This window comes from Streptomyces brasiliensis, assembly GCF_014647875.1.
In the GTDB taxonomy this organism is placed as follows: Bacteria; Actinomycetota; Actinomycetes; order Streptomycetales; family Streptomycetaceae; genus Streptomyces; species Streptomyces brasiliensis.
In genome coordinates this window covers 1-19,102 of record NZ_BMQA01000099.1, presented here as the reverse complement: position 1 = coordinate 19,102, position 19,102 = coordinate 1, and the positions used below count along the sequence as shown (strand labels likewise).

At 68.3% G+C, this 19,102-nt stretch carries 18 protein-coding genes and 5 pseudogenes; 12 read left to right on the top strand and 11 right to left on the bottom strand.

From position 1 onward, the window contains the following. The first annotated feature begins 428 nt into the window (after positions 1-428). Positions 429-2,846 (top strand): glycoside hydrolase family 95 protein, encoded by a 2,418-nt coding sequence (locus IEZ19_RS45985; protein ID WP_189317342.1) that lies wholly within the window; start codon positions 429-431, stop codon positions 2,844-2,846. 176 nt (positions 2,847-3,022) lie between these two features. Next, a pseudogene (locus tag IEZ19_RS45980) lies at positions 3,023-3,771 on the top strand (IS256 family transposase); the annotation flags it as partial. A gap of 196 nt (positions 3,772-3,967) precedes the next feature. On the opposite strand, the gene IEZ19_RS45975 reads toward IEZ19_RS45980, so the two are convergent. After that, positions 3,968-4,273, bottom strand: a complete 306-nt coding sequence (locus tag IEZ19_RS45975) for a hypothetical protein (RefSeq protein ID WP_189317341.1) — start codon at positions 4,271-4,273, stop codon at positions 3,968-3,970. A gap of 501 nt (positions 4,274-4,774) precedes the next feature. On the opposite strand from IEZ19_RS45975, the gene IEZ19_RS45970 reads away from it, so the two are divergent. Continuing rightward, on the top strand, positions 4,775-5,293 hold the full coding sequence (locus tag IEZ19_RS45970; RefSeq protein WP_229841605.1) for a hypothetical protein: 519 nt from the start codon (positions 4,775-4,777) through the stop codon (positions 5,291-5,293). Here the strand turns inward: IEZ19_RS45970 and IEZ19_RS45965 are convergent. Beyond that, positions 5,263-6,462, bottom strand: coding sequence for an AraC family transcriptional regulator (locus IEZ19_RS45965; protein ID WP_229841604.1), 1,200 nt, complete (start codon positions 6,460-6,462; stop codon positions 5,263-5,265). The genes IEZ19_RS45970 and IEZ19_RS45965 overlap by 31 nt on opposite strands. Before the next feature lie 122 nt (positions 6,463-6,584). Between IEZ19_RS45965 and IEZ19_RS45960 the strand changes: the two genes are divergently transcribed. Together IEZ19_RS45960 and IEZ19_RS45955 are read left to right on the top strand one after the other, a co-directional pair. Continuing rightward, complete coding sequence (locus IEZ19_RS45960; protein ID WP_189317340.1) at positions 6,585-7,565, top strand: alpha/beta hydrolase family protein; 981 nt, start codon at positions 6,585-6,587, stop codon at positions 7,563-7,565. A gap of 484 nt (positions 7,566-8,049) precedes the next feature. Further along, positions 8,050-8,520 (top strand): annotated as a pseudogene (locus tag IEZ19_RS45955) (HARBI1 family protein); the annotation flags it as partial. A 173-nt stretch (positions 8,521-8,693) separates the two neighbouring features. Here the strand turns inward: IEZ19_RS45955 and IEZ19_RS45950 are convergent. The 3 genes from IEZ19_RS45950 to IEZ19_RS45940 form a co-directional block, all read right to left on the bottom strand. After that, positions 8,694-9,674, bottom strand: a complete 981-nt coding sequence (locus tag IEZ19_RS45950; RefSeq protein ID WP_189317339.1) for a tetratricopeptide repeat protein — start codon at positions 9,672-9,674, stop codon at positions 8,694-8,696. 119 nt (positions 9,675-9,793) lie between these two features. Next, positions 9,794-10,234, bottom strand: coding sequence for a hypothetical protein (locus IEZ19_RS45945; RefSeq protein WP_189317338.1), 441 nt, complete (start codon positions 10,232-10,234; stop codon positions 9,794-9,796). Positions 10,235-10,338: 104 nt separating this feature from the next. Further along, positions 10,339-10,533: a hypothetical protein gene (locus IEZ19_RS45940; RefSeq protein WP_189317337.1), complete on the bottom strand. Its 195-nt coding sequence runs from the start codon at positions 10,531-10,533 to the stop codon at positions 10,339-10,341. 144 nt (positions 10,534-10,677) lie between these two features. Here IEZ19_RS45940 and mihF point away from each other — a divergent pair, with 144 nt between their 5' ends. Continuing rightward, positions 10,678-10,992 (top strand): integration host factor, actinobacterial type, encoded by a 315-nt coding sequence (gene mihF / locus IEZ19_RS45935; protein WP_189317336.1) that lies wholly within the window; start codon positions 10,678-10,680, stop codon positions 10,990-10,992. A gap of 20 nt (positions 10,993-11,012) precedes the next feature. On the opposite strand, the gene IEZ19_RS45930 is transcribed toward mihF, so the two are convergent. Together IEZ19_RS45930 and IEZ19_RS52055 are read right to left on the bottom strand one after the other, a co-directional pair. Beyond that, positions 11,013-11,636 carry a hypothetical protein gene (locus IEZ19_RS45930; RefSeq protein WP_189317335.1) on the bottom strand — a complete coding sequence of 208 codons (624 nt, stop codon included), beginning with the start codon at positions 11,634-11,636 and terminating at the stop codon, positions 11,013-11,015. A 22-nt stretch (positions 11,637-11,658) separates the two neighbouring features. Continuing rightward, a complete protein-coding gene (locus tag IEZ19_RS52055; RefSeq protein ID WP_229841603.1) occupies positions 11,659-11,853 on the bottom strand; it encodes a helix-turn-helix domain-containing protein in 195 nt (64 codons plus the stop codon). Between the two features lie 47 nt (positions 11,854-11,900). Here IEZ19_RS52055 and IEZ19_RS45925 point away from each other — a divergent pair, with 47 nt between their 5' ends. Continuing rightward, positions 11,901-12,374: a single-stranded DNA-binding protein gene (locus IEZ19_RS45925; protein WP_189317334.1), complete on the top strand. Its 474-nt coding sequence runs from the start codon at positions 11,901-11,903 to the stop codon at positions 12,372-12,374. 33 nt (positions 12,375-12,407) lie between these two features. On the opposite strand, the pseudogene IEZ19_RS53985 reads toward IEZ19_RS45925, so the two are convergent. Then, positions 12,408-12,545, bottom strand: a pseudogene (locus tag IEZ19_RS53985) (DUF6300 family protein); the annotation flags it as partial. A 500-nt stretch (positions 12,546-13,045) separates the two neighbouring features. Here IEZ19_RS53985 and IEZ19_RS45920 point away from each other — a divergent pair. Together IEZ19_RS45920 and ltrA are read left to right on the top strand one after the other, a co-directional pair. Continuing rightward, the gene (locus IEZ19_RS45920; RefSeq protein WP_189317333.1) at positions 13,046-14,356 is read left to right on the top strand and encodes a hypothetical protein; all 1,311 of its coding nucleotides are present in this window, start codon (positions 13,046-13,048) and stop codon (positions 14,354-14,356) included. A 303-nt stretch (positions 14,357-14,659) separates the two neighbouring features. Further along, entirely contained in the window at positions 14,660-16,240 is a 1,581-nt protein-coding gene (gene ltrA / locus IEZ19_RS45915) for a group II intron reverse transcriptase/maturase (protein ID WP_373297161.1), read from the top strand. Positions 16,241-16,358: 118 nt separating this feature from the next. On the opposite strand, the gene IEZ19_RS45910 is transcribed toward ltrA, so the two are convergent. Beyond that, positions 16,359-16,625: a hypothetical protein gene (locus IEZ19_RS45910; RefSeq protein WP_189317332.1), complete on the bottom strand. Its 267-nt coding sequence runs from the start codon at positions 16,623-16,625 to the stop codon at positions 16,359-16,361. Continuing rightward, positions 16,622-16,921, bottom strand: coding sequence for a hypothetical protein (locus tag IEZ19_RS45905; protein WP_189317331.1), 300 nt, complete (start codon positions 16,919-16,921; stop codon positions 16,622-16,624). Before IEZ19_RS45905 ends, IEZ19_RS45910 begins: the two co-directional genes overlap by 4 nt. Before the next feature lies 1 nt (position 16,922). On the opposite strand from IEZ19_RS45905, the gene IEZ19_RS53980 reads away from it, so the two are divergent. Then, positions 16,923-17,459 (top strand): glutaredoxin domain-containing protein, encoded by a 537-nt coding sequence (locus IEZ19_RS53980; RefSeq protein ID WP_373297160.1) that lies wholly within the window; start codon positions 16,923-16,925, stop codon positions 17,457-17,459. 108 nt (positions 17,460-17,567) lie between these two features. On the opposite strand, the gene IEZ19_RS45895 is transcribed toward IEZ19_RS53980, so the two are convergent. Then, complete coding sequence (locus IEZ19_RS45895; protein ID WP_229841606.1) at positions 17,568-17,795, bottom strand: hypothetical protein; 228 nt, start codon at positions 17,793-17,795, stop codon at positions 17,568-17,570. Positions 17,796-17,817: 22 nt separating this feature from the next. Between IEZ19_RS45895 and IEZ19_RS45890 the strand changes: the two are divergent. Beyond that, positions 17,818-18,078: pseudogene (locus tag IEZ19_RS45890) on the top strand (hypothetical protein); the annotation flags it as partial. A 303-nt stretch (positions 18,079-18,381) separates the two neighbouring features. Further along, positions 18,382-19,102 (top strand): annotated as a pseudogene (locus tag IEZ19_RS45885) (hypothetical protein); the annotation flags it as partial.

Below are 19,102 nucleotides of genomic sequence, written 5' to 3'. Positions count from 1 at the left end.
CATCCGTCAGTTGCGCGCGTGTCATGCAAGACGATCTACCAGTCCAGACCCAGCCCTGAGGGCGGATCCGACAGATTGATCACGACTCGATACGCGCCCTAGAGCACCAAGCGTGACCTGTCGTCGACCATCCGGCCGTGCGGGGCGGGCGTACGCTCGCCTCGCACGGCCTTCCGGGGGCAAGGCACAGGAATAGCCACCGCAGCCCTCCCCGGGATCCGCTCTCCCTCCGTTGCCGCCCGCGCCACTGACCACGCCGTATCAGGTGGCGGTGACCACGGCCGGGACGCCGACCTCCGTACCGGCGAGACGAACTCCCACCGGAAGGACAGCACGGCAACACGGGCCGCATGAAGCCACGCTCACAGCTCCTGAGTTGCACCACACCCGGATGACCAGCCCAACCCGCCCGAAAGGCAGGCATTCCCATGGAAAGAAGAGACTTTCTCGTTGCCTCCGCAGCCACGTCTGCCGCACTCGCCGTCGGCCTCCCGCCCGCTGTGGCGGCCGCGGCACCGCAGACTGCCTCAGAAGCGGAGGATGCCGCCACCCCGGGGGCCTCCCGCCTCGCCCTCTGGTACGACAAGCCCGCCGGCCAGTGGCTGGAGGCGTTGCCGCTCGGCAACGGCCGCCTTGGTGCCATGGTGTTCGGGGGAGTGGACACCGAGCAGCTCCAGCTCAATGAAGACACACTGTGGGCGGGAGGCCCCTACGAACCCGCCAACCCTCAGGGTCTGGCAAACCTTCCCGAGATCCGCCGCCGGGTCTTCGCCGGAGAGTGGACCTCCGCCCAGGACCTGATTAACTCCACCTTCCTGGGCATCCCAGTCGGGGAGTTGATGTATCAGACGGTTGGCAACCTGCGCCTGACGTTCCCGGACACGGGTGAAGTCAGCTCCTACCGACGCGAGCTGGACCTGGACACAGCCGTGGCGACCACGACGTACGTCCGCAACGGAGTGGCATACCGTCGCGAGACGTTCGTCAGTCATGCCGACCAGGTGATGGTGGTCCGGCTGACCGCGGACGCCCCCGGTGCCCTGTCGTTCACCGCCGCCTTCGACAGTCCCCAGCAGGCTCAGACGTCCTCCCCGGACCGCATCACCGCTGCTCTGGAGGGGACCGGGGAGACGCGTGAGGGGGTCACCGGCCGGGTTCGCTTCCGCGCCCTCGCCCGTGCCCGTGCCGAAGGGGGCATCGTGCGCAGCGAGAACGGCACGCTCTCCGTGGACGGGGCCGACGCGGTGACCCTGCTGGTGTCCGTCGGCACCAGCTACAACGACTACCGGGACGCTTCCGGAGACCACCGCGCCCGCGCCGAGCGCCCCCTGAACGCCGCCGCCGACACTCCGTACGGGCAGTTGCGGTCCCGGCACGTGCGCGACCACCGCGCGCTCTTCCGCCGGGTCACGCTCGACCTCGGCACCACTGATGCGGCCGGCGCGCCGACCGATGAGCGGGTGGCCGCCTTCGGCCAGGGGGACGACCCTCAGCTGGTGACCCTCCACTACCAGTTCGGCCGCTACCTGCTCATCGCCTCCTCCCGCCCCGGCACCCAACCCGCCAACCTGCAGGGCATCTGGAACGACCAGCTTTCCCCTCCCTGGAGTTCCAAGTTCACCATCAACATCAACACGGAGATGAACTACTGGCCCGCGCCCACCACCAACCTCCTGGAGTGCTGGGAGCCGATCTTCGCCCTGCTCGACGACCTTGCCCAGGCCGGACAGAAGACCGCCAGGGTGCAGTACGGAGCCGACGGCTGGGTCGCCCATCACAACACCGACGTCTGGCGCGGCACCGCGCCCGTGGACGGAGCCTTTTGGGGCATGTGGCCCACCGGCGGCGCCTGGCTGGCCACCTCCGTATGGGAGCACTACCGCTTCACCGGTGACAGCGCAGCGCTTCGACGACGGCTGCCCGTCGTCGAAGGAGCGGTCCGCTTCTTCCTCGATGCGCTGGTCCCCGACCCCACCACCGGCTACCTGGTGACCTGTCCGTCCGTCTCGCCCGAGAACGCCCACCACCCCGACGCGTCCGCATGTGCGGGCCCGACGATGGACAACCAGATTCTGCGCGACCTCTTCGACGGCTACCTCGCCGCCTGCGACGCGCTCGGCACCACCAGCCCGTACGCCGACCGGGTGCGTCAGGCCCGCGCCCAACTGCCGCCCATGAAAATCGGCGCCGTTGGGCAGCTGCAGGAGTGGCAGCAGGACTGGGACGCGGGCGCGCCCGAGCAGCAGCACCGCCACATCTCCCACCTGTACGGCCTGCACCCGAGCAACCAGATCACCAAGCGCGACACCCCGGAGCTCTTCCAGGCCGCTCTGAAGACTCTGGAGATGCGTGGGGACGACGGCACCGGCTGGTCCCTCGCCTGGAAGATCAATTTCTGGGCGCGCGCAGAAGACGGCGCCCGCTCCCACAAGCTCCTCACCGACCTGCTCACCCCTGACCACACCGCCCCGAACCTCTTCGACCTGCACCCGCCGTTCCAGATCGACGGCAACTTCGGCGCCACCGCGGGCGTGACCGAATGGCTGCTCCAGTCCCACACCGGCGAAGTCCACCTGCTGCCCGCCCTGCCGCCGCAGCTCCCCGAGGGCCGGGTCACCGGCCTCCTCGCCCGCGGCGGCCTCACCGTCGGCCTCTCCTGGAGCGACGGCGCGCTGACCCACGCTCACCTTGCGGCGAGCCAGAGCGGCAGCGTCCGACTGCGCACCGCCGCACCGGTCATCGTGCACTCCACGGGCGGTGCCAAGACAGAAGTGAAGCGTCCCGAAAGCACCGTCGCCGTGTTCGAGACCGAGGCAGGCGGGGAGTATGTGATCACCCCGGTCTGACACCTCGCGGCGTCCTCTGCGACAAGCGCTTCTTGATGCACCCGACCGCCTTCACCCAGCGCCCCTACCAGGCATTCCGAGTCTGCGGAGCGTGTCTGAAAGATCGTGTAAGTCCGTGATGTGACAGGCTGGCCGGAGCCCAGGCTCGGGCCCTGGTCAGCCGGGACGGACACAGCATGACGGACAACGAGAAGGCCCCGGCTGTCGAGTCGGCCGAGGACAGGCTGGTGGACGAGGTCGTCGAGCGGCTGATGGACCGCGCCGACGCATCTGGAGCCGCCCTGCTGGGCGAGGCCGGGCTACTGACCGAGGTCACCCAGGCCGTGCTCGAGCGAGCCCTGGACGCCGAGATGACCGAACACCTCGGCTATGAGAAGCACCATCCGGCCGGCCGCGGCTCGGGCAACAGTCGCAACGGGACCTCGCCGAAGACGGTGCTGACCGATGCGGGCGCGGTCACCGTGGCGGTTCCCCGGGACCGCAACGGCTCGTTTGAGCCGAAGCTCGTTCCCAAGCACGCCAGGCGGCTGGCGGGGTTCAACGAGCAGATCCTGTCGTTGTATGCGCGGGGCATGTCGGTGCGGGACATCCGCTCCCACCTGGCCGGCATGTACGGCGTCGAGGTCTCGCCGGACCTGATCATCAAGGTGACCGACGCGGTCGCCGACGAGCTCGCCGTCTGGCAGAACCGCCCGCTGGACGCCGTCTGGCCGATCATCTACATCGACGCACTGTGGATCAAAATCCGGTCCGGATCGGCGCCTCCAGGCCGGTCTACCTCGCTGTGGGCGTCGACATGGACGGCTGCAAAGACGTCCTTGGCCTGTGGGTCGGCGACGAGGGCGAAGGCGCCACGACCTGGATAAGCGTGCTGTCCGAACTGCGCAACCGCGGAGTCGAAGACGTCTGCATCGTCGCCTGCGACTGTGAGGATGATCGTGTTCCGCACGGGACCGCGGCGGTCACCCTGAGTTGATGGCGCGTCAGCAGCCGGTCGTGGACTGCGAGCGTACGATGCCGGTCTCGTCGTTGTGGATCGGGATCGACTGGGCACCCCTGCCGCGGCGGTCGTAGGTTGCGGTGGAGGACCACAGGCCGTACGCGTGCGTGATCGTGACCTTTTAGCACCATCCGGCGTCCACCCGGAAGGTGTCCCAGTCCTGATTCAGTGGCGTGTGCGTGGGCTTGCCGACGCTGCCCGGATCGAGCCACATGTAGGAGTTATAGTCCGTGCACGGACCGTTTTTCGAGTTGCACCACCTCTTCGCCGCGTATACGCGGTACGGCGACTGGTTGTAGGTCTGGCTGCACCCGTAATAGCAATCGTCATTGGCGCTGGCCTGTGGGGCGGTGACAAGAACGCCGCCCAAGGCGGCTGTGGCCAGCGCGAACGCGATGCCGGCCCGCCGGGCAAGGTAGTGAGCCATATTTCCCCCTTTTCGGTGGAGTCCGGTCGATGCCCCGATGCGAAGTTGCATTTCGGTGCGATGTTCCGGTTTGGTGTCGGTGGGTGGTTGTCAGTGACGGTATGTCAGGTCGGGGTGTTTCTGCTGGTCGGGTGCTGAGGACGGGCGGGGTCACTGCCGTGGAGCGGTTTTTGCTGTGGGTATGGCTGTCATGGGGCGGTACACCCCACTGCGCTTCACTGTCATGGGAACGGCACTTCTGATCCTTCCGGGGGCTGCGCGGCTGCACCGTGGTGGGTGTCGGTGTCTGCGGCGGAGGGCTTTTCGGTGGGGGAGCAGGGCGCGTGGGGTGAGATCACGGCGGGGCTGAGGGTGTCCAGGCCGGTGCTGGTGGCACGGCTGTTGGAGCTTGATGCGACCGGGGCGTTGACCACGGCCCATGTGCGTGCGGGTGCGCAGGTCGGTGGGGTGACTGTGCGGACGGTGTGGCGGTGGCTTTAGGCGGCGCGGATGGAGGGCCGCATGGAGTGCAGGTCGCGGGCCCGGCTGGAGCTGTCTGACCAGGCGTGGGAGGTGCTGGCGCAGGCGGGCGGGAATGTGTCAGTGCTCTACCGGTATCTGAAGGAGGCCGGGGGCGGGGTGCCCTCGCTGGCGTCGTTGCACCGGGTGGTGCGCCGGGATCTCCAGGCCGGCAGGGTCCTGCCGGATCGCGCGGTGGTGGTGCGCGAGCGGGAGGAGCAGCAGACGAGGCAGGCGCTGGCTGACCTCGCCCTGGCCGGGCCGCGTGAGGGCGACGTGGCGGAGGTGGCTGCGCGCCGGCCGCCGCGCCCTGCGTCGGCAGCGGTTGGGGGCGTGCCGGTGGGGGAGAGGAGCGCGCTGGAGGGTGTGGCGTTGCCGGCGGGAGCGCAGCTGGTGCGAACGTCGTCGGTGCGGGCGGTGGCCGAGGCGGTCGGGCAGGAGATGACGGTTGAGGGCGCGGTGTGTGTGAGTTGCCGTCGGCGTGTGGATGGTCACGACGCTTGTCGGAGCCGATACCGGTAGCGCAGGGGCGCCTCGCCCACCTCACGTTTGAAGGCGGTGCTGAAGGCGCTTTCCGAGGTGTAGCCCAGCTGTGCGGCAAGTGCCCCGATCCGGATGTCGTCGTCCCGCAGCGCCCGCCGGGCCAGCAGCATCCGCCATGAGTTGAGGTAGGTCAGCGGGGGGACACCGGCCACGGACCGGAAGCGCACGGCGAACGACGTCCGCGACATCGCTGCCGCACGGGCCAGCTCCTCCAGCCCCCAGGACCGCCCGGGTTCGCCGTGCATGAGAGTCAGCGCGGGACGCAGCCGGTCGTCGGTCAGCGCTCGAAGCCATCCAGGCGACAGCTCGGCCTGGTCGAGGTACGCCCGGAGCACCTCCAGGATCAGCAGCTGGGCGTGCTGGCGTACCGCGAAGGAAGCACCCATCCGCTCGCCCGTCACCTCCTGGACCAGCCGGTCGACACACGTGCGTAGCGCCGGCGCGGCGGTGTCGGATGCGCGGATGCGCGTCACGGGCGGCAGCGCCTGCGTCAACAGCGCCGCACCGGCCGGGTTGAGTTCGACGTGGCCGCCGAGGACGACGTCGTCGACGGCGAAGTCCGCGCCGCCGATGCGCAGGGCATAGTCACCCGCCTCCGGCGCGAACTCTACGAGCGGACCGTCACCGGCGCCGCCCTCGGCACGCAGCCACGAGCGGCCGGTCAGGACCGCGACGTCACCCGCCTCCATTTCGATCGGGACGTCGAGCCCGTCGGTCGACAGCCGGCACCGGCCACGAACCATCACCGAGAGCTTCAGCGGACTTGCGATGACGGACTGCGTCACCCACTGTCCGCGCACCGCGAAAGCGCTGGATATCTGGCCGCGAACCTCGATGAGGTCGAGCACCTCTGACAAATGATCGATGGCCATCGTCGAACTCTCGCGAAGGAAATTCGTCTTGTCAAGCATTCTCAGTTCAACCAGACGAACGCAGACTGGAGCCATGACCAGCACCTCGGAAATCAGCAGCCGCTCGACTCGTGCGGCACTGCGTTCACCACCGCCGACGAGGTCCTCGCCCACATCGACCTGACCCGCAAGCGAGGTCAGCGTCACCGGCGGTCCCATCGGGCTCGGCCCGGCGAGCACCGAGGCGCTCGGCAAGGCCGGGGCCGCCCCACAGTGGCGGCCGACGATGGCGTCCAAGCCGAACGGCTGGGCGTCCCCGCCCCGTATGCCGCCGACCCCTCCTCGGGTCGGCTCGTGCCGCGCCGCCGCGAACAGGCCATTCACCCGGACGTTGCGTCACAACCAAGAAGGAGCACTCCATGGAATGCACCGATTCCGCGAAAGACCCGTCGACGTATGCTGCCGGGTTCCCGACAACGAGCCCTACGCCCGTCACTTCCTACCAACCCGTCCTGATCGACGTTCCGGGGCGCCCGATTCCGCTGGCGGTTCGCGTGTCGGCTCCGGCCGTCGGCAGTGATCTACCGGTGGTTGTTCTCTCGCACGGGCACGGCCCATCGACCTTCGTCTCCTCGTTCTATGGATACGGTCCGATGGTGAACTTCTGGGCCGCGCACGGGTTCGTCGTGATCCAGCCCACGCACCTCGACGCCACGTTCCTCGGCCTACGAGAGGCCGATGACCCCGACGCACCGTTGTACCTGAAGTCACGAGCTGAAGATCTTCGTCGGATCGTGGACCACCTCGGCGATATCGAGCGCACCGTTCCGGGACTGGCGGGGCGCCTGGACGCCGGCCGGATCGCCGCTGTCGGTCACTCGGCCGGCGGGCACACGGTTGGCCTGATCTCGGGCCAGACCATCACCGACACCAGCGACGGGTCGACGGTGGGAGCCGTCGACGGACGCTTCCGCGCCCGTGTCATGATTGCCGCGCCCGGCCGCGGCGAGTATCTGAACGGCCCGGCCGCTCAGCCCTACGTGGCGCTCACCAGCACCAATTTCGACGGCATGACGCCGAAGGTCCTCATCGTCGTCGGAGAGAAGGACTGGCACCCCTACTTCTCCGACCGACAGGACTGGCGAAGCGATCCCTACACCGCAGCTCCCGCACCGAAGACCCGGCTGGAGATTTTCGACGCGGAGCATGGGCTGGGCGGTATTTCGACCTTCGACGCAGCCGAGACCACCGACGAAAACCCCGACCGCGTCGCTGCCGTACGAGCGCTCATCTGGGCTTATCTGCGCAGTGAGCTCTACCCCGAGGATCCGGCCTGGGCGCAGGCCACCGCAGCGCTCGCAGGCAGCACGGCACCGATCGGACGTGTCGAGTCGAAGTAGACCCTCGGCGCACGTGACAGCGCGGCAGATACCGGCGACGCTGTGGCGTTCTGCCCGGTCGAACCCCTCGGCCGGGCAGAACCGCCGGCGGTCAGGACACGCGGAAGTACCGTTCTTCCTCGACCAGTTGAGAATGGTCGAGGACTTCCTCCGCGAGCCGAGCTGGAGCCCTGCCCTTGGCCGAAATTCTCATCCGCCCTGGTGGCAGACGGTGTGCACGGTGCGCGGGATCGTGGTGGTGGTCGCTCGAGGGGCGCTCCGGCGTGGTTACCGACAGGTACGGCAACATGATCGGTTGTGCTGCTGCGACTGGCCTATTTGGGTGTGACGAACGCGTTTGCCATGCTGCGTTTGCTACCGACGAGTGACCGGGACAAGGATGTGGAAATACTGGCGCTGCGCCATCAGATCACGGTGCTGGAGCGGCAATTGGGCGGGGACAGGCCGCGGTTCGGGCCGAGCGATCGGGCGTTCCTGGCCGCCCGCGGCGCCGGGCCCCAACGGCGCAGACCTGTGGTGGTCCGGGAAGCACCGTCATCACGGCGGCAACGTGCAGGTGATCTCCACCCCCGACGGCTGGCCGATCTGGGTCTCGCCGGTGCGGCCCGGCCGCGAGCACGACACCACCTGCGCCCGCCACCACGGCCTCACCGAGGCACTCAACCGCTTCGCCGCCCAGCTCAATATCCTGACCCTGGTCGACCTCGGCTACGAGAACGCCAGTGACGGCTTCCGCCACCCGGTCAAGAAGCCCGCGGGTGGCCAACTCACCGAAGCCCAGCAGACGTTCAACAAGGTCGTACGAGGTGTCCACGGCGTGTGCGAGAGAGCGAACTCCCTGCTCAAGACCACGTTCAAGGCGCTGCGACGGGTCAGCCTCGATCCCAGCCGCATCACCCGCATCGCCGCCGCAGCCCTTGTCCTGCTCGAACTTGAGTACGACCGCACCATCTGAACGATCACGCCCAGTCATGATCGCTTACTGGGAAAGGCTCATTCCACCTAATCGGTCTCACCCCGTGAGAACGCATCGCTCCTGCACATGGGATGAGGCGAGCCAGGGAGTTTCGTGAATTCGAGGAACAGGCCCGTGGCTTCCGCCTCTGGCAGCAAGCCGGAGCCGCCTAATTAGTCGCCTCGGATGTGCCAGGTACGAGTTGCCGCGTTCCACACGATGCGCACCCGTCCCTGATCCGGTCTGCGAGAAACCAAGTCATTGAATTCAAGGGCGGACAAGGCTCGCAACGCCTCGTCGGAAGCGTTGGACCAGATCAGGAGCGTGACGCCTGTGTCCGGATCCTCGGCAATGACCAGGCCCGTTCTGTCGGCATCGACGAAGTCCGTTGTGGCCTGATCGATGTGCACGGAGGGCTGTGGTGAATTCCGGTCCCTGCGAAGCATGCGGCGGATGAGTACTCGAGCCTGCCCATAGGCATCTTCAGCAACCTTGGCGACAAGAGACTGTACGAACGGCACGACAGCGGTAGTGACCACGGCAGTAAGGGCGAGCGTTGGCAGATCCGGGCCAGATGCCGCCGGCCCGTGTAGGTCAGCAAGCTCACTGGCCCGGCCTTGCTCGCGTAAGAGGACCGCGAGTCGCTGATACGCGCCTGTCTGCATGGTTGCCATGGCAGCCCGGAGCCAGCTCTCTGCCTCCACCAACCGTCCCTGATCCGCAAGCAATTCGCCAAGGAACTGCATAGCGTGCGGATGGCGGACCTCGGCAGCCCGCCGGAGCCAGCTCTCACGTTCCTCGACGCTGTCAGCGCACGTGCCCATGGCGCACATCGCTGCTGGCCAACCAGCCTCAGCCGCACGCCACCGCCAGTACCCCTTGGTACCGCTGTTCGCTTCGCCGTGGTACTGATCGTTCTTCGAACGAGCCCTGCATAGACAGGACAGCTCCCACATCGCCTCCGGATCCCCGGCCTCTGCTGCGCTGAGGAACCAGTGCTCGGCCTGCTCGATCCGACGCCGTTGGTGGTCGTCGAAGTCGGCCCCGAGCGGCTTCTTCGAGTATTTTCGGGTGATCTCACGCTGGTGGTAGTCGTCGAGGTAGTGGCTCCCGAGCATCTTCATCGCGCGCACGTCGCTCGCTTCTGCAGCCAACACGAGTATTGGATCAATCTCTCCGGAAGCATGTGGTGCTGCCACTCGTCCTACCCCCTCAGACTGTGCCGTCCTGAATACCTAGCATCTTTGAGGCTGCGTGGCACCGACCCGTGGTGTCAGCGCAACCCGGCGGTGATCCACATCGTTCGATTGAAGATCAGATTTGGCCGTGTCAGTCTTTTCTGCCAAGTGCACCTGAATCTGCACCACGAGCCGTCCACGAAGGAGATTTTGAAGTCTTTGCCGTCCTTGAAATCCTTGAGTTCGACGACGCTGATGTCGGTGCGTGGGCGTTCCCAGAGGACTTCGTCGTCGATGGCCTCAAAATTCTTCTTGTCGAAGGGCAGCCGGACGATGACAGGCCTGCGGTCGGTGACGATCAGGCGGGTGAGATGGCGCTTTTGGTCGGCGCGGCCGGGATCCAGTTGCCAGGACAAGGTGCGGGCGATGGTGCCGGGTGCGGCCCACATGACCGGGAAGTCCTCGACTTCGTTCGGCAGGTCCTCCGGCGTGTCGGAGCCGGAGTTGTCGGAAGGGGTGCTGATTTTGCCTCCCACTGACACGCAGCGCACCCGCACGAGAAAGCGGGTGCGGTGCCGTTCGGCTTGCAGGCCAGGCCCGAAAAGAACGTCAAGCGTGAGCGGTGGGGCCGACCGGGTGTTCAGGGGCCCGGAAACGGATCGTCCCTCTCGCCGTCCAGGCCGGCGCGGGGCAGGTCGTCGGTGAGGGCGAGGTTCTCGGCGTGCTGCTCCAGGGCCTTCAGCAGCAGGCGGGTAACCAGACGCCGACGGGGATGGACGGGCCCCATGAGGGCCGCCCGCGACGCCACCCAGGCAGCGAGCGCCTCCCTGCACAAGGCCCTGCCCCTCGCGGTGAAAGCCGGGCTCACCCCGCCGAGATCGCCGCCCGCACCGGATACGCCACAAACCTGCTGGTCACCGGCCCGCCGACGGCGTCATGATGGGGCTGTTCCATTTGTACGACGAGAGGACCGCCCCTCATGGCTCTGCCCCCGCTCAGCCCCGAACAGCGTCGGGCCGCGCTCGACAAGGCCGCCGCCGCACGCAAGCAACGAGCCGAGGTCAAGGAGGCCCTCAAGCACGGCAAGCTGTCGCTGCGCGAGGTGCTGGCCAGCGACTCCGAGGCCATCCGCAAGATGACCGTCCATGCGCTCCTTGCCTCGCTGCCCGACATCGGCAAGGTGAGGGCGCAGAAGATCATCACCGAGCTGGGGATCTCCGACAGCCGACGCATTCAGGGCCTGGGCTTTCGGCAGCGGGAGCGGCTGCTCGCGCGGTTCTCGTCACAGGGCTGACCGGTTCGTCCCACCGGGCCTCACCCGTTCCGCGGGGCTGCCGTGCCTGCCGCCCTCTCACACGCGAAGCCGCAGCGGCGGGCCGTGGCCTGCACATAGGGCACGTGCGTGGGGCAGGTCTCGATCGCCGCGGCCTTCACGCCCGAGGCGTCCGAGAGGACCAGGCGCTCGGCGGCGGCCGGGACCTGCCCGTAGCGGTCGCGCATCCCGCGGCCCACGCAGACCTCGCACTCGGTGTACGAGCCGGGCGCAAGCGGCGGTGCCGGCACCTCGACGGTGATCTCGCGGACGACCTCCACCACCTCGATGCGGGTCATCGCGGCCCGCTGCGCGGCCTTGACCTCCTCGGCACAGACCTCCGCGAAGGGCATGGCCCACTTCGCCTCGATACTCGCGGCCCGCGCCGCCAGCCGTTCCTCCGGCGGCAGCGCGAGGCGGGCCTTGCGCGCTTGTTTGGCCAGCCGGTTCCGCTCGTTCTCCGCGCGCCGCTGGGCCTTCAGCGTCTTCTTCGCCGCGGCCTGTTCCAGCTGCTTGGCCCGCACGCGCTGCACATCGCCGGGCGTCGGCATCCCGGCCACGATCGGCGCGGCGCTCTGCTCCACCGTGGCCGGTGTCTCGCCTTGGCCCTGCTCCCGTTCGCTCACCCCGGAAGGCTATCGGCGCCGCTCAGCTGGCGTCTGTCGAAGCGGTAGCGTCCCGCGCGGTGCCGCCGCGCGGGAGGAATTGCACACCGGCATGGGCGAGGAGCTGGTGGACCCCGCCGTAGGAGCGGCCGGTGGCCTCCGCGATCGCGCGGGTGGAAGTCCCCGATTCGTATGAGACGGTCGGTTGCGGTACGGGTTCGCCCGATCCCGCCCCCACCAGGCCGGTACGGTGGGGTGAAAGACCACAGCAGAGGGGCGGCGGACATGGCGGGCGAGACGCTGGTGACGGTGGTGGGCAACCTGACCGCGGACCCGGAACTGCGGCACACCGCCTCCGGCCTACCCGTCGCCTCCTTCACCATCGCCTCCACCCCGCGCGTCTTCGACCGCGAGCGCAACGAATTCGTAGACGGGGAACCGCTGTTCCTGCGCTGCTCGATCTGGCGCCAGGCCGCCGAGAACGCCGCCCAGTCCCTGGCCAAGGGCGCGCGGGTCATCATCACCGGCCGCCTCAAGCAGCGCACCTTCGACGACAAGGAAGGCCAGCGCCGCACCGTCGTCGAGATCGACGCCGAAGAAGTCGCGGCCTCCCTGACATACGCGACCGCGACCGTCACCAAGGCCTACCGCTCCGGTGCGAGTCCGCAGAACGGCCCGGCACCCGCAACGCGCCCGGCCTCCGGCGAGAATGCCGGGCAGGCACAGGACTCCGCTTCCGCCGACCCCCACCCCTTCTGATCGCCACGGCACATCTAGGGTCTTGGGGTTGCGGTCGGTGTCGCGGTGCCAGCGGATGAGGGCACGGGCTGCGGGGCGGTGCGCGTCGCAGGCCGGGCAGAGCTCCATCCACACGCCGGTCCCGAGTGGGCCGTGCCAGTGCAGCAGGAGGTCGCCTCCGCAGCGGGAGCAGGGCCGGGTGGCTGTTCCTCGTCGTCGCGATCGGCAGGGCGCATGCGGGTCAGTTCTTCGTCACTGACGTCGTCGAGGCTGCCGTTGAGGTTGCCGATTCGGCTGAAGGACCCGTCGGGGCGTACGAGGTATCGCAAGGTGAAGGACATGCAGTCCCCAAACCAACAGCAGCGGCACCCTGCGCGTCGACGAAATCGCCTGGCTGGCCACCCACCGTCCCCGCGGCGCCACCACGGACCGGCTCGTCCTCTTCCCGTGGAGCATGACGCGAACGGTCACGATCTGCCCCATCCGTTACCGGAGTCAAGGGGTGAGACACACGTAAGTGGGGATCGACCGAAGCGCTCTCAGTGCCGGGCCGTCGGCAGTGCGCTCTGGCTCGAGGCGGGGCAAGGAGGCTCATCCTCACGTTCAGGTGCCCAAGTCGACGGATTACTACGGGGGTTGGGGGAAGATCGAGGGAGAGCACCGAAGGGTGAACCGCTGACGGGGAGAGGTGTGTGGCGAAGAAGCAGCGAGGGGTGCGCATCCCGTGGGTCAAGGACGCGCTGGGCAACGAGTACGACCGATCCGAGATCGACCGTCTGCCGCACCCGCGCTATGTGACTCCCCTGAAGTGCGGCGGGTGCGGCACCAGGGTGAGCACCCGGCACGGCAACGCCGACGATCCCGACGGCCGGACTTCTCACTACTTCAAGCTCGACCCGCACACGCCGACCTGCACGTACGACCTCGACCAGCGCGGCAAGCAGCTCGTCGGTGACTCGGCGGGCACGGTAGTGCGGCGCGCGGGCCAGTGGCGGCTGATCTGCCCGCCGCTGGACCACCTCGGGGCCGGCGGGCACGCCAAACGGCCGCCGGCCGGGACGGTCCGCCCCGGCCGAACGGGCGGTTCGGGTCCACGGGTGACCAGCAAGCAAGCATGGCCGGCGATCGCCTCGGCACGCCGCATCGCGCAGATCCTCCAGGACTTCGATCAGGACCCCGAGGTGGCCGAGGAGTTTGCCGCGGTCGCGCCGAACGGGCAGCGGAACATCCCGTGGCCGGAGTTCTGCCGTGGCCGCGCCGACGCCGACCAGCTGGCTCAGGCGCTCCTCGACGGAGCCGCCGACATGATCCCGCACGCGGTGTGGGGGCCCGTCAGTACAGCGGATGCCGTCGGCCGCGACCGAGACTCGTACGTGGTCATGTATGTGGCGCGCAACCCCATCCACATCGAGGACAGGCCCGTACGGCTCCGGGTCGCGGTGCGTTGCGACCGCCCCGACTGGATCGGGGCCACCACACGGTCGGGGCATGTGCTCGCCTACGGCTACTGGAAGCTCTTCCCCAGCGACCTGTCACGCGCGCAAAGCCAGGGCTGGATCGAACTGCAGTTGTGGGTGAAACAGCCTTGGCAGGTGGCCCGTTGGGACACCGACGGCACCACCGTGGACCTCCCCAAGCCCCTCGTCCGCCCCCGCCAGCCGAAGTCGGCACCCGTCCGCGGTGCCGCCAGCCCGGCCCCATCGTCGACACGGGACGTGCCGCCGGCCACCTCGCAGGAGCCGGAATCTCCCGCAACGCTGCCTCCCGCCGCCCTACCGCTGCCCCCGCCGCAGGAGCGCCAGGAACCGGTGCAGTCGGCCCCTGAACCACCCACTGGCCCGACAGAAGAATCCGGGCCGCCCGCGGAGCCTCCGCGCCCGTCACGGCCTCCGCTGCCCCCGACGCCACCGCTTCCACCGTTCCCGCCGCCGGGACCAGGAGAGGACGGCCGGCGTTCGGCCCTGGGCCGGTGGCTGCGCAGCATCCGACGCCGCCGTAACTGATCTCGGCGGACTAGGGTCTGTTGCGAAAGTGGATCTTGGGAAAGCGCCGGGATGAACCGGCATGGAGGAGGAGATGGAAGCGCTCTACACCGAAGGGCTAGCGACCCGCGGTGACCCCGAGCCGTGCGTCGACGACCTGAGAGGGCGTGGCGAAGCGTCGGTAGGGGCACGTGCAGGCCGGGCTATTGAGCCGCGTAATCAGCGTGTTCGGGGTGCCCACACGGTCCAAGATGTGGAAGGCAACACCGGCGGCAGCGTTATCGCGAGTTGTCGTCGGGCCCCGCGCGGTCAGAGAACCAGGGCATGTACGGAACCTTCATGCACGAGAACCGGGAGGTCCCGCTGCTCGCCCGCCGGGTTGATCACCGGGCGGGCCGTCCAGGGAACGCCGAGGGCGGTACGCCTGGGATGAACGAGAGCGGGAAGTCGGACGACTGCGTAGTACCGGTGAAGTCGGCGAACAAGGGACCGGTCGCGGCCGGGACCGCGGAGTCGGTGGAGGGAAGGCGGTCGGCCAAGGGGAACACGGCCGGTAAAACTCCCCCCGGACGCAGTGCCGGAATCGGGGCGTCCAGTGCGCTGGACCGTGTGCGGGAAGTGGCAGTACGGGATAAGGATGTGCGGTTCACCGCGCTGTTGCACCACGTTGACCTGGCTCGGCTTTGGAAGGCGTACGCGGCGATCCGCCGTGAGGCCGCTCCGGGGGTGGACGGGGTGACGTGGGAGGAGTACGGGCAGGATCTGAGGGCGAACCTGGAGGATCTGCATGCTCGGGTGCAGCAGGGCAGGTACCGGGCCAAGCCGAGTAGGCGCGTGTACATCCCGAAGGCGGACGGGCGGCAGCGGCCGCTCGGGATCGCTTCGCTGGAGGACAAGATCGTCCAGCGGGCCGTCGTCGAGGTGTTGAACGCGGTCTACGAGGTGGACTTTCGGGGCTTTTCGTACGGGTTCAGACCCGGGCGCGGTCCACACGATGCGTTGGACGCGTTGGCGGTCGGGTTGACCAGTAGGAGGGTGAACTGGGTGCTGGACGCGGACATCCGCGACTTCTTCACTACTCTTGATCACGAGTGGTTGGGGAGGTTCCTCCGGCACCGGATCGGGGACGAGCGGGTCCTGCGGTTGGTCGGCAAGTGGCTGACCGCGGGGGTCGTGGAGGATGGGACCTGGGCGGAGTGCGATCAGGGGTCGCCGCAGGGGGCGAGTGTGTCCCCGCTGCTGGCGAACGTCTACCTGCACTACGTCTTGGATCTGTGGGTCGAGTGGTGGAGGCGGCAGCCCGGACGTGGTGATGTGATCATCGTGCGGTGGGCGGATGACTTCATTGTCGGCTTCGAGCAGGAACAGGATGCGCGCCGGTTCCTTGACGGGCTTCGTGGTCGGTTCGCGGAGTTCGGGTTGGAGCTGCACCCGGACAAGACCCGGTTGATCGAGTTCGGCCGTAACGCGGATTGGAAGCGACGCCGCCGGGGTGTGGGTAAGCCGGAGACGTTCGACTTCCTGGGCTTCACGCACATCTGCGCGCGGTCCAGGCGGGGACGGTTCTGGGTCAAGCGCATCACGATCGCCAAGCGGATGCGGGCGAAGCTACGCGAGATCAAGGTCGAGCTGAAGCGTCGTCAGCACCGGCCCGTGCCGGAGCAAGGGGTATGGCTGCGCAGCGTGGTGCAAGGTCACCTCGTCTACTACGCCGTGCCCGGGAACACCGATGCGGTGAGGGCATTCTGTGACCAGGTGACCCGGCACTGGTTCAAGGCGCTGCGGCGTCGTAGCCAGAAGACCCGGCTGACCTGGGCGCGGATGACCCCCTTGGCCAGAAGATGGCTCCCTCCGGTCCGTGTGAGACACCCCTTCCCAGAGGCGCGCTTCGCCGCCAGAACCTGAGGCAGGAGCCCGGTGCGGTAGTCCCGCACGCCGGGATCTGTGCGGGGGGCCGCCCGAAAGGGCGGTCCCTACCGCGACTCGTAGGTGATCACGCCGGACGCCGCGGTGAGCTCCGCCGCTACGGACCAGCGATCAGCCAGAGGACCAGGGCGGCGTCCAGCTCCGGGCTGTAGCGGTAGACGACGGAGATCCCGCGCCCGCCGGTCTGCTCGGGCAGCAACTCGACCACGCGGGACTCGCTCTGCGGGTCGGCGCCCGGCAGGCCACGGCCTTGCGTGGGGTCGTCTTCGAGCGAGCGGCGCACGCTCTCGACGGCGGCCCGCTCGGTCGGGGAGAGCTCGGTGAGGATCTTCTCGGCGGGGTCGCTGAAGAAGGCGTGCGTCACCGGGCGGCCCCGGCCTCGGAGAGCCTGCGGCGCAGTTCGGCCTCGACGTCGCTGGTGGGCCGGGCGAGCGTGGCCATGGCCGCGGGGTCGTACCGCATCAGGATGCGGTGCCGGTAGGCCTGGGTGATCTCACGGACCCGGGTCAGGTCGTCCAGGTCGATCGCGTCGAGTTCCTGCTCGAACTCCTGCCGGTCACCGGGGAAGCCCCACGTCGACAGGGCCTCACGCAGCTCGGCGAGCGTGCGCATGGGCGGGTTGAACTGGCTGGCGTCGGGGTGCTCGGGCTGCGCCGTCACGGTGACCTCCTCCTGGTTGCTGCCTATGACGCTACTCGGATGCAGCGCGCTGCGGGGAGAGTCCCCCGACAGCGGGCAGTATCGGCCAGACGCGGGCGCGCTGCCGGGGGAGGGTTCAGTCTCCCCGACACGGCCACGGAGCCCGTGGGCCGGGGGCGCCCTCCGCCGGCGCGTTCGCCGCACCGGAGTGCGTATCGCTGGTCGGGGGCGGCCGATACCGTGGCCGAGGCCTGAGCGCGAGAGGGAGGAACGTCGTGGTTCACCGTCCGACGATCGACGAGGTGCGGCCGGTCGCCGACGCCTTCCTCGCCGCATCCGCCGACCCGGCTGCAAGTACTGCATGCGGCTGCGCATCCGGCTGGGCCGCAGCGCCCGCCAGGTGCACTGGGTCGACATCTGGCGCGACCCGGCTGGAGCAGCAGCGGTGAGAGCAGCCAATGATGGCAACGAGACCGTACCAACCGTCATCGTGGCGGGCCAGCCGCACACCAACCCCGATCCTGCATGGGTGCGCGGACAACTCTCCCGTTCCGCATGATCGGAAGCGGTACCACATCGCAGAGGCGTCCGCATATCTCGAACGACCGACAGTCGGTATGACGCCGCCTCAATCTCCGCGGTACAAACAGATGGGGTTCAAAGTCACTCAGCCAACGGATGCATCGATGCCTCGGCGGAGGTCGCGGAGCTGGCCGAGGGCCACGGCGAGCTCGTTGCGGAGCCGTTCGTTCTCCTCGCCGAGTTTGCGGTTGGCGTCCCTCAGGGCTCTGACCACCGTCTCGTGTGACTTGGTGGTGATCCGTTGCTGGTCGGGCAGGGCGAGTCGTCCCGAGGCGGGCTGCTGGTCGGCGAGGCCACGCAGCCTGGTGAGCAAAGGCGCCTGCGCGCTGTCGTAGAGAAAGAACCGGGTGCTGCTGCCCGGCGTCTCGGTGCTGGCCCGGCAGGTGTCGGAGGCCCGTACGGCGGCCGAGCGGCGCCTGTACGACGCGGTCGCCCGGGCGACCCGGCAGGCCGATCCCGCGCTCGCGCCGGCGCTGGCCGAACTGCTCGTGGTGCCGGAGGGCAAGCGGGTCTCGGAGCTGGAGCGGCTACGGACGCCGCCGGTGAAGACGACGGGCACCGCGAGCATACCCGCGGCGCGAGCGGCGGCCCGTATGCCGCCGTGCCCGATCGAGCGTGCTTCCGTGGCCGCTGCCAGACGTTGCTGCCGCTCGTTCAAGTGCGGCATCAAGACCCCGAAGCGAAGCGACAGTTGGGCTTGATGAAGATCACGATCGGCTATAGCACGGCACCGTAGCCGAAGATCGAAATCCGTACCTTGATTCTTTACGGCTTCACTCAGACGCGTACCGCTGGGCGTCCTTGTCGGTCCACGGCAGGTGAAGGGCGTGCGAGGAAGCCACTTCGGCACGGTCGGCGACTGTTAAGGCCGTGTCAATCCGATTCGATCCGTGTTCTGCATGAGCATGCCGATGTGGAACACTGTCTGGATTGTGCGTGAGGGGGCGCCGGTGGGGAAGCGGGCTGTGCGCAAGATGCTGCGGCAGATGGCGAGCGGGGAGCCCGTTCAGGTCACCAGCCCTAGGGCATCCATGAAGGAGCTTGCCCGACTCGCCTTCATTGCCCAGCAGTTCGGGTACGAGTATGCGGATGTAGGGCAGGACGGGGGGCGCAACGGGTTCGTGATGCTGATCGTGCCCGATCCCAGCCCGCAGGCCCGGGCGCGGGCCTCGTGGAACTGGGCGCAGTATCCGCGCGCCGGTGACGGGGTTGCGCTGCCGCCGATCGTGCCCGAGGCGGTCGAACTCCTCATGAGCCGCATGAAGTTCGACCTCACCACCCAGTACACCGAGAAGCAGCGGGTAGCAATGGCGGGTGTCGTATTCAGCGCGTTGGCCGTGAGCCTCGGCGTCAAGCTCCGCGCGGACTCCACCGCTGTTGTCATCGTGCTGATTGTTTGGGCCGTGCTGATGGCCCTCCTGCCCGTCGGGATTGTCGTCAACCGGCGTCACCGAGGCAGGTACGCGGCCCGGCTGGAGGCGGCCGGGTTCACGCCGGTGACCGACGAGAGCGGGCGCAGCCGCACCTTCGCCCGCACCGGTGCCACCACCCGGCACCCCGACGGGACTTCCACCCGAAGAGTGGACACCGTTTCATCCTGTTATGCGGCGAGTGCGAGCC

Coding starts and splice junctions, on each gene's coding strand:
- IEZ19_RS45985 (WP_189317342.1), top strand. CDS start 429: ATGGAAAGAAGAGACTTTCTCGTTGCCTCCGCAGCCACGTCTGCCGCA.
- IEZ19_RS45975 (WP_189317341.1), bottom strand. CDS start 4,273: ATGGCTCACTACCTTGCCCGGCGGGCCGGCATCGCGTTCGCGCTGGCC.
- IEZ19_RS45970 (WP_229841605.1), top strand. CDS start 4,775: ATGGAGTGCAGGTCGCGGGCCCGGCTGGAGCTGTCTGACCAGGCGTGG.
- IEZ19_RS45960 (WP_189317340.1), top strand. CDS start 6,585: ATGGAATGCACCGATTCCGCGAAAGACCCGTCGACGTATGCTGCCGGG.
- mihF (WP_189317336.1), top strand. CDS start 10,678: ATGGCTCTGCCCCCGCTCAGCCCCGAACAGCGTCGGGCCGCGCTCGAC.
- IEZ19_RS45925 (WP_189317334.1), top strand. CDS start 11,901: ATGGCGGGCGAGACGCTGGTGACGGTGGTGGGCAACCTGACCGCGGAC.
- ltrA (WP_373297161.1), top strand. CDS start 14,660: ATGTACGGAACCTTCATGCACGAGAACCGGGAGGTCCCGCTGCTCGCC.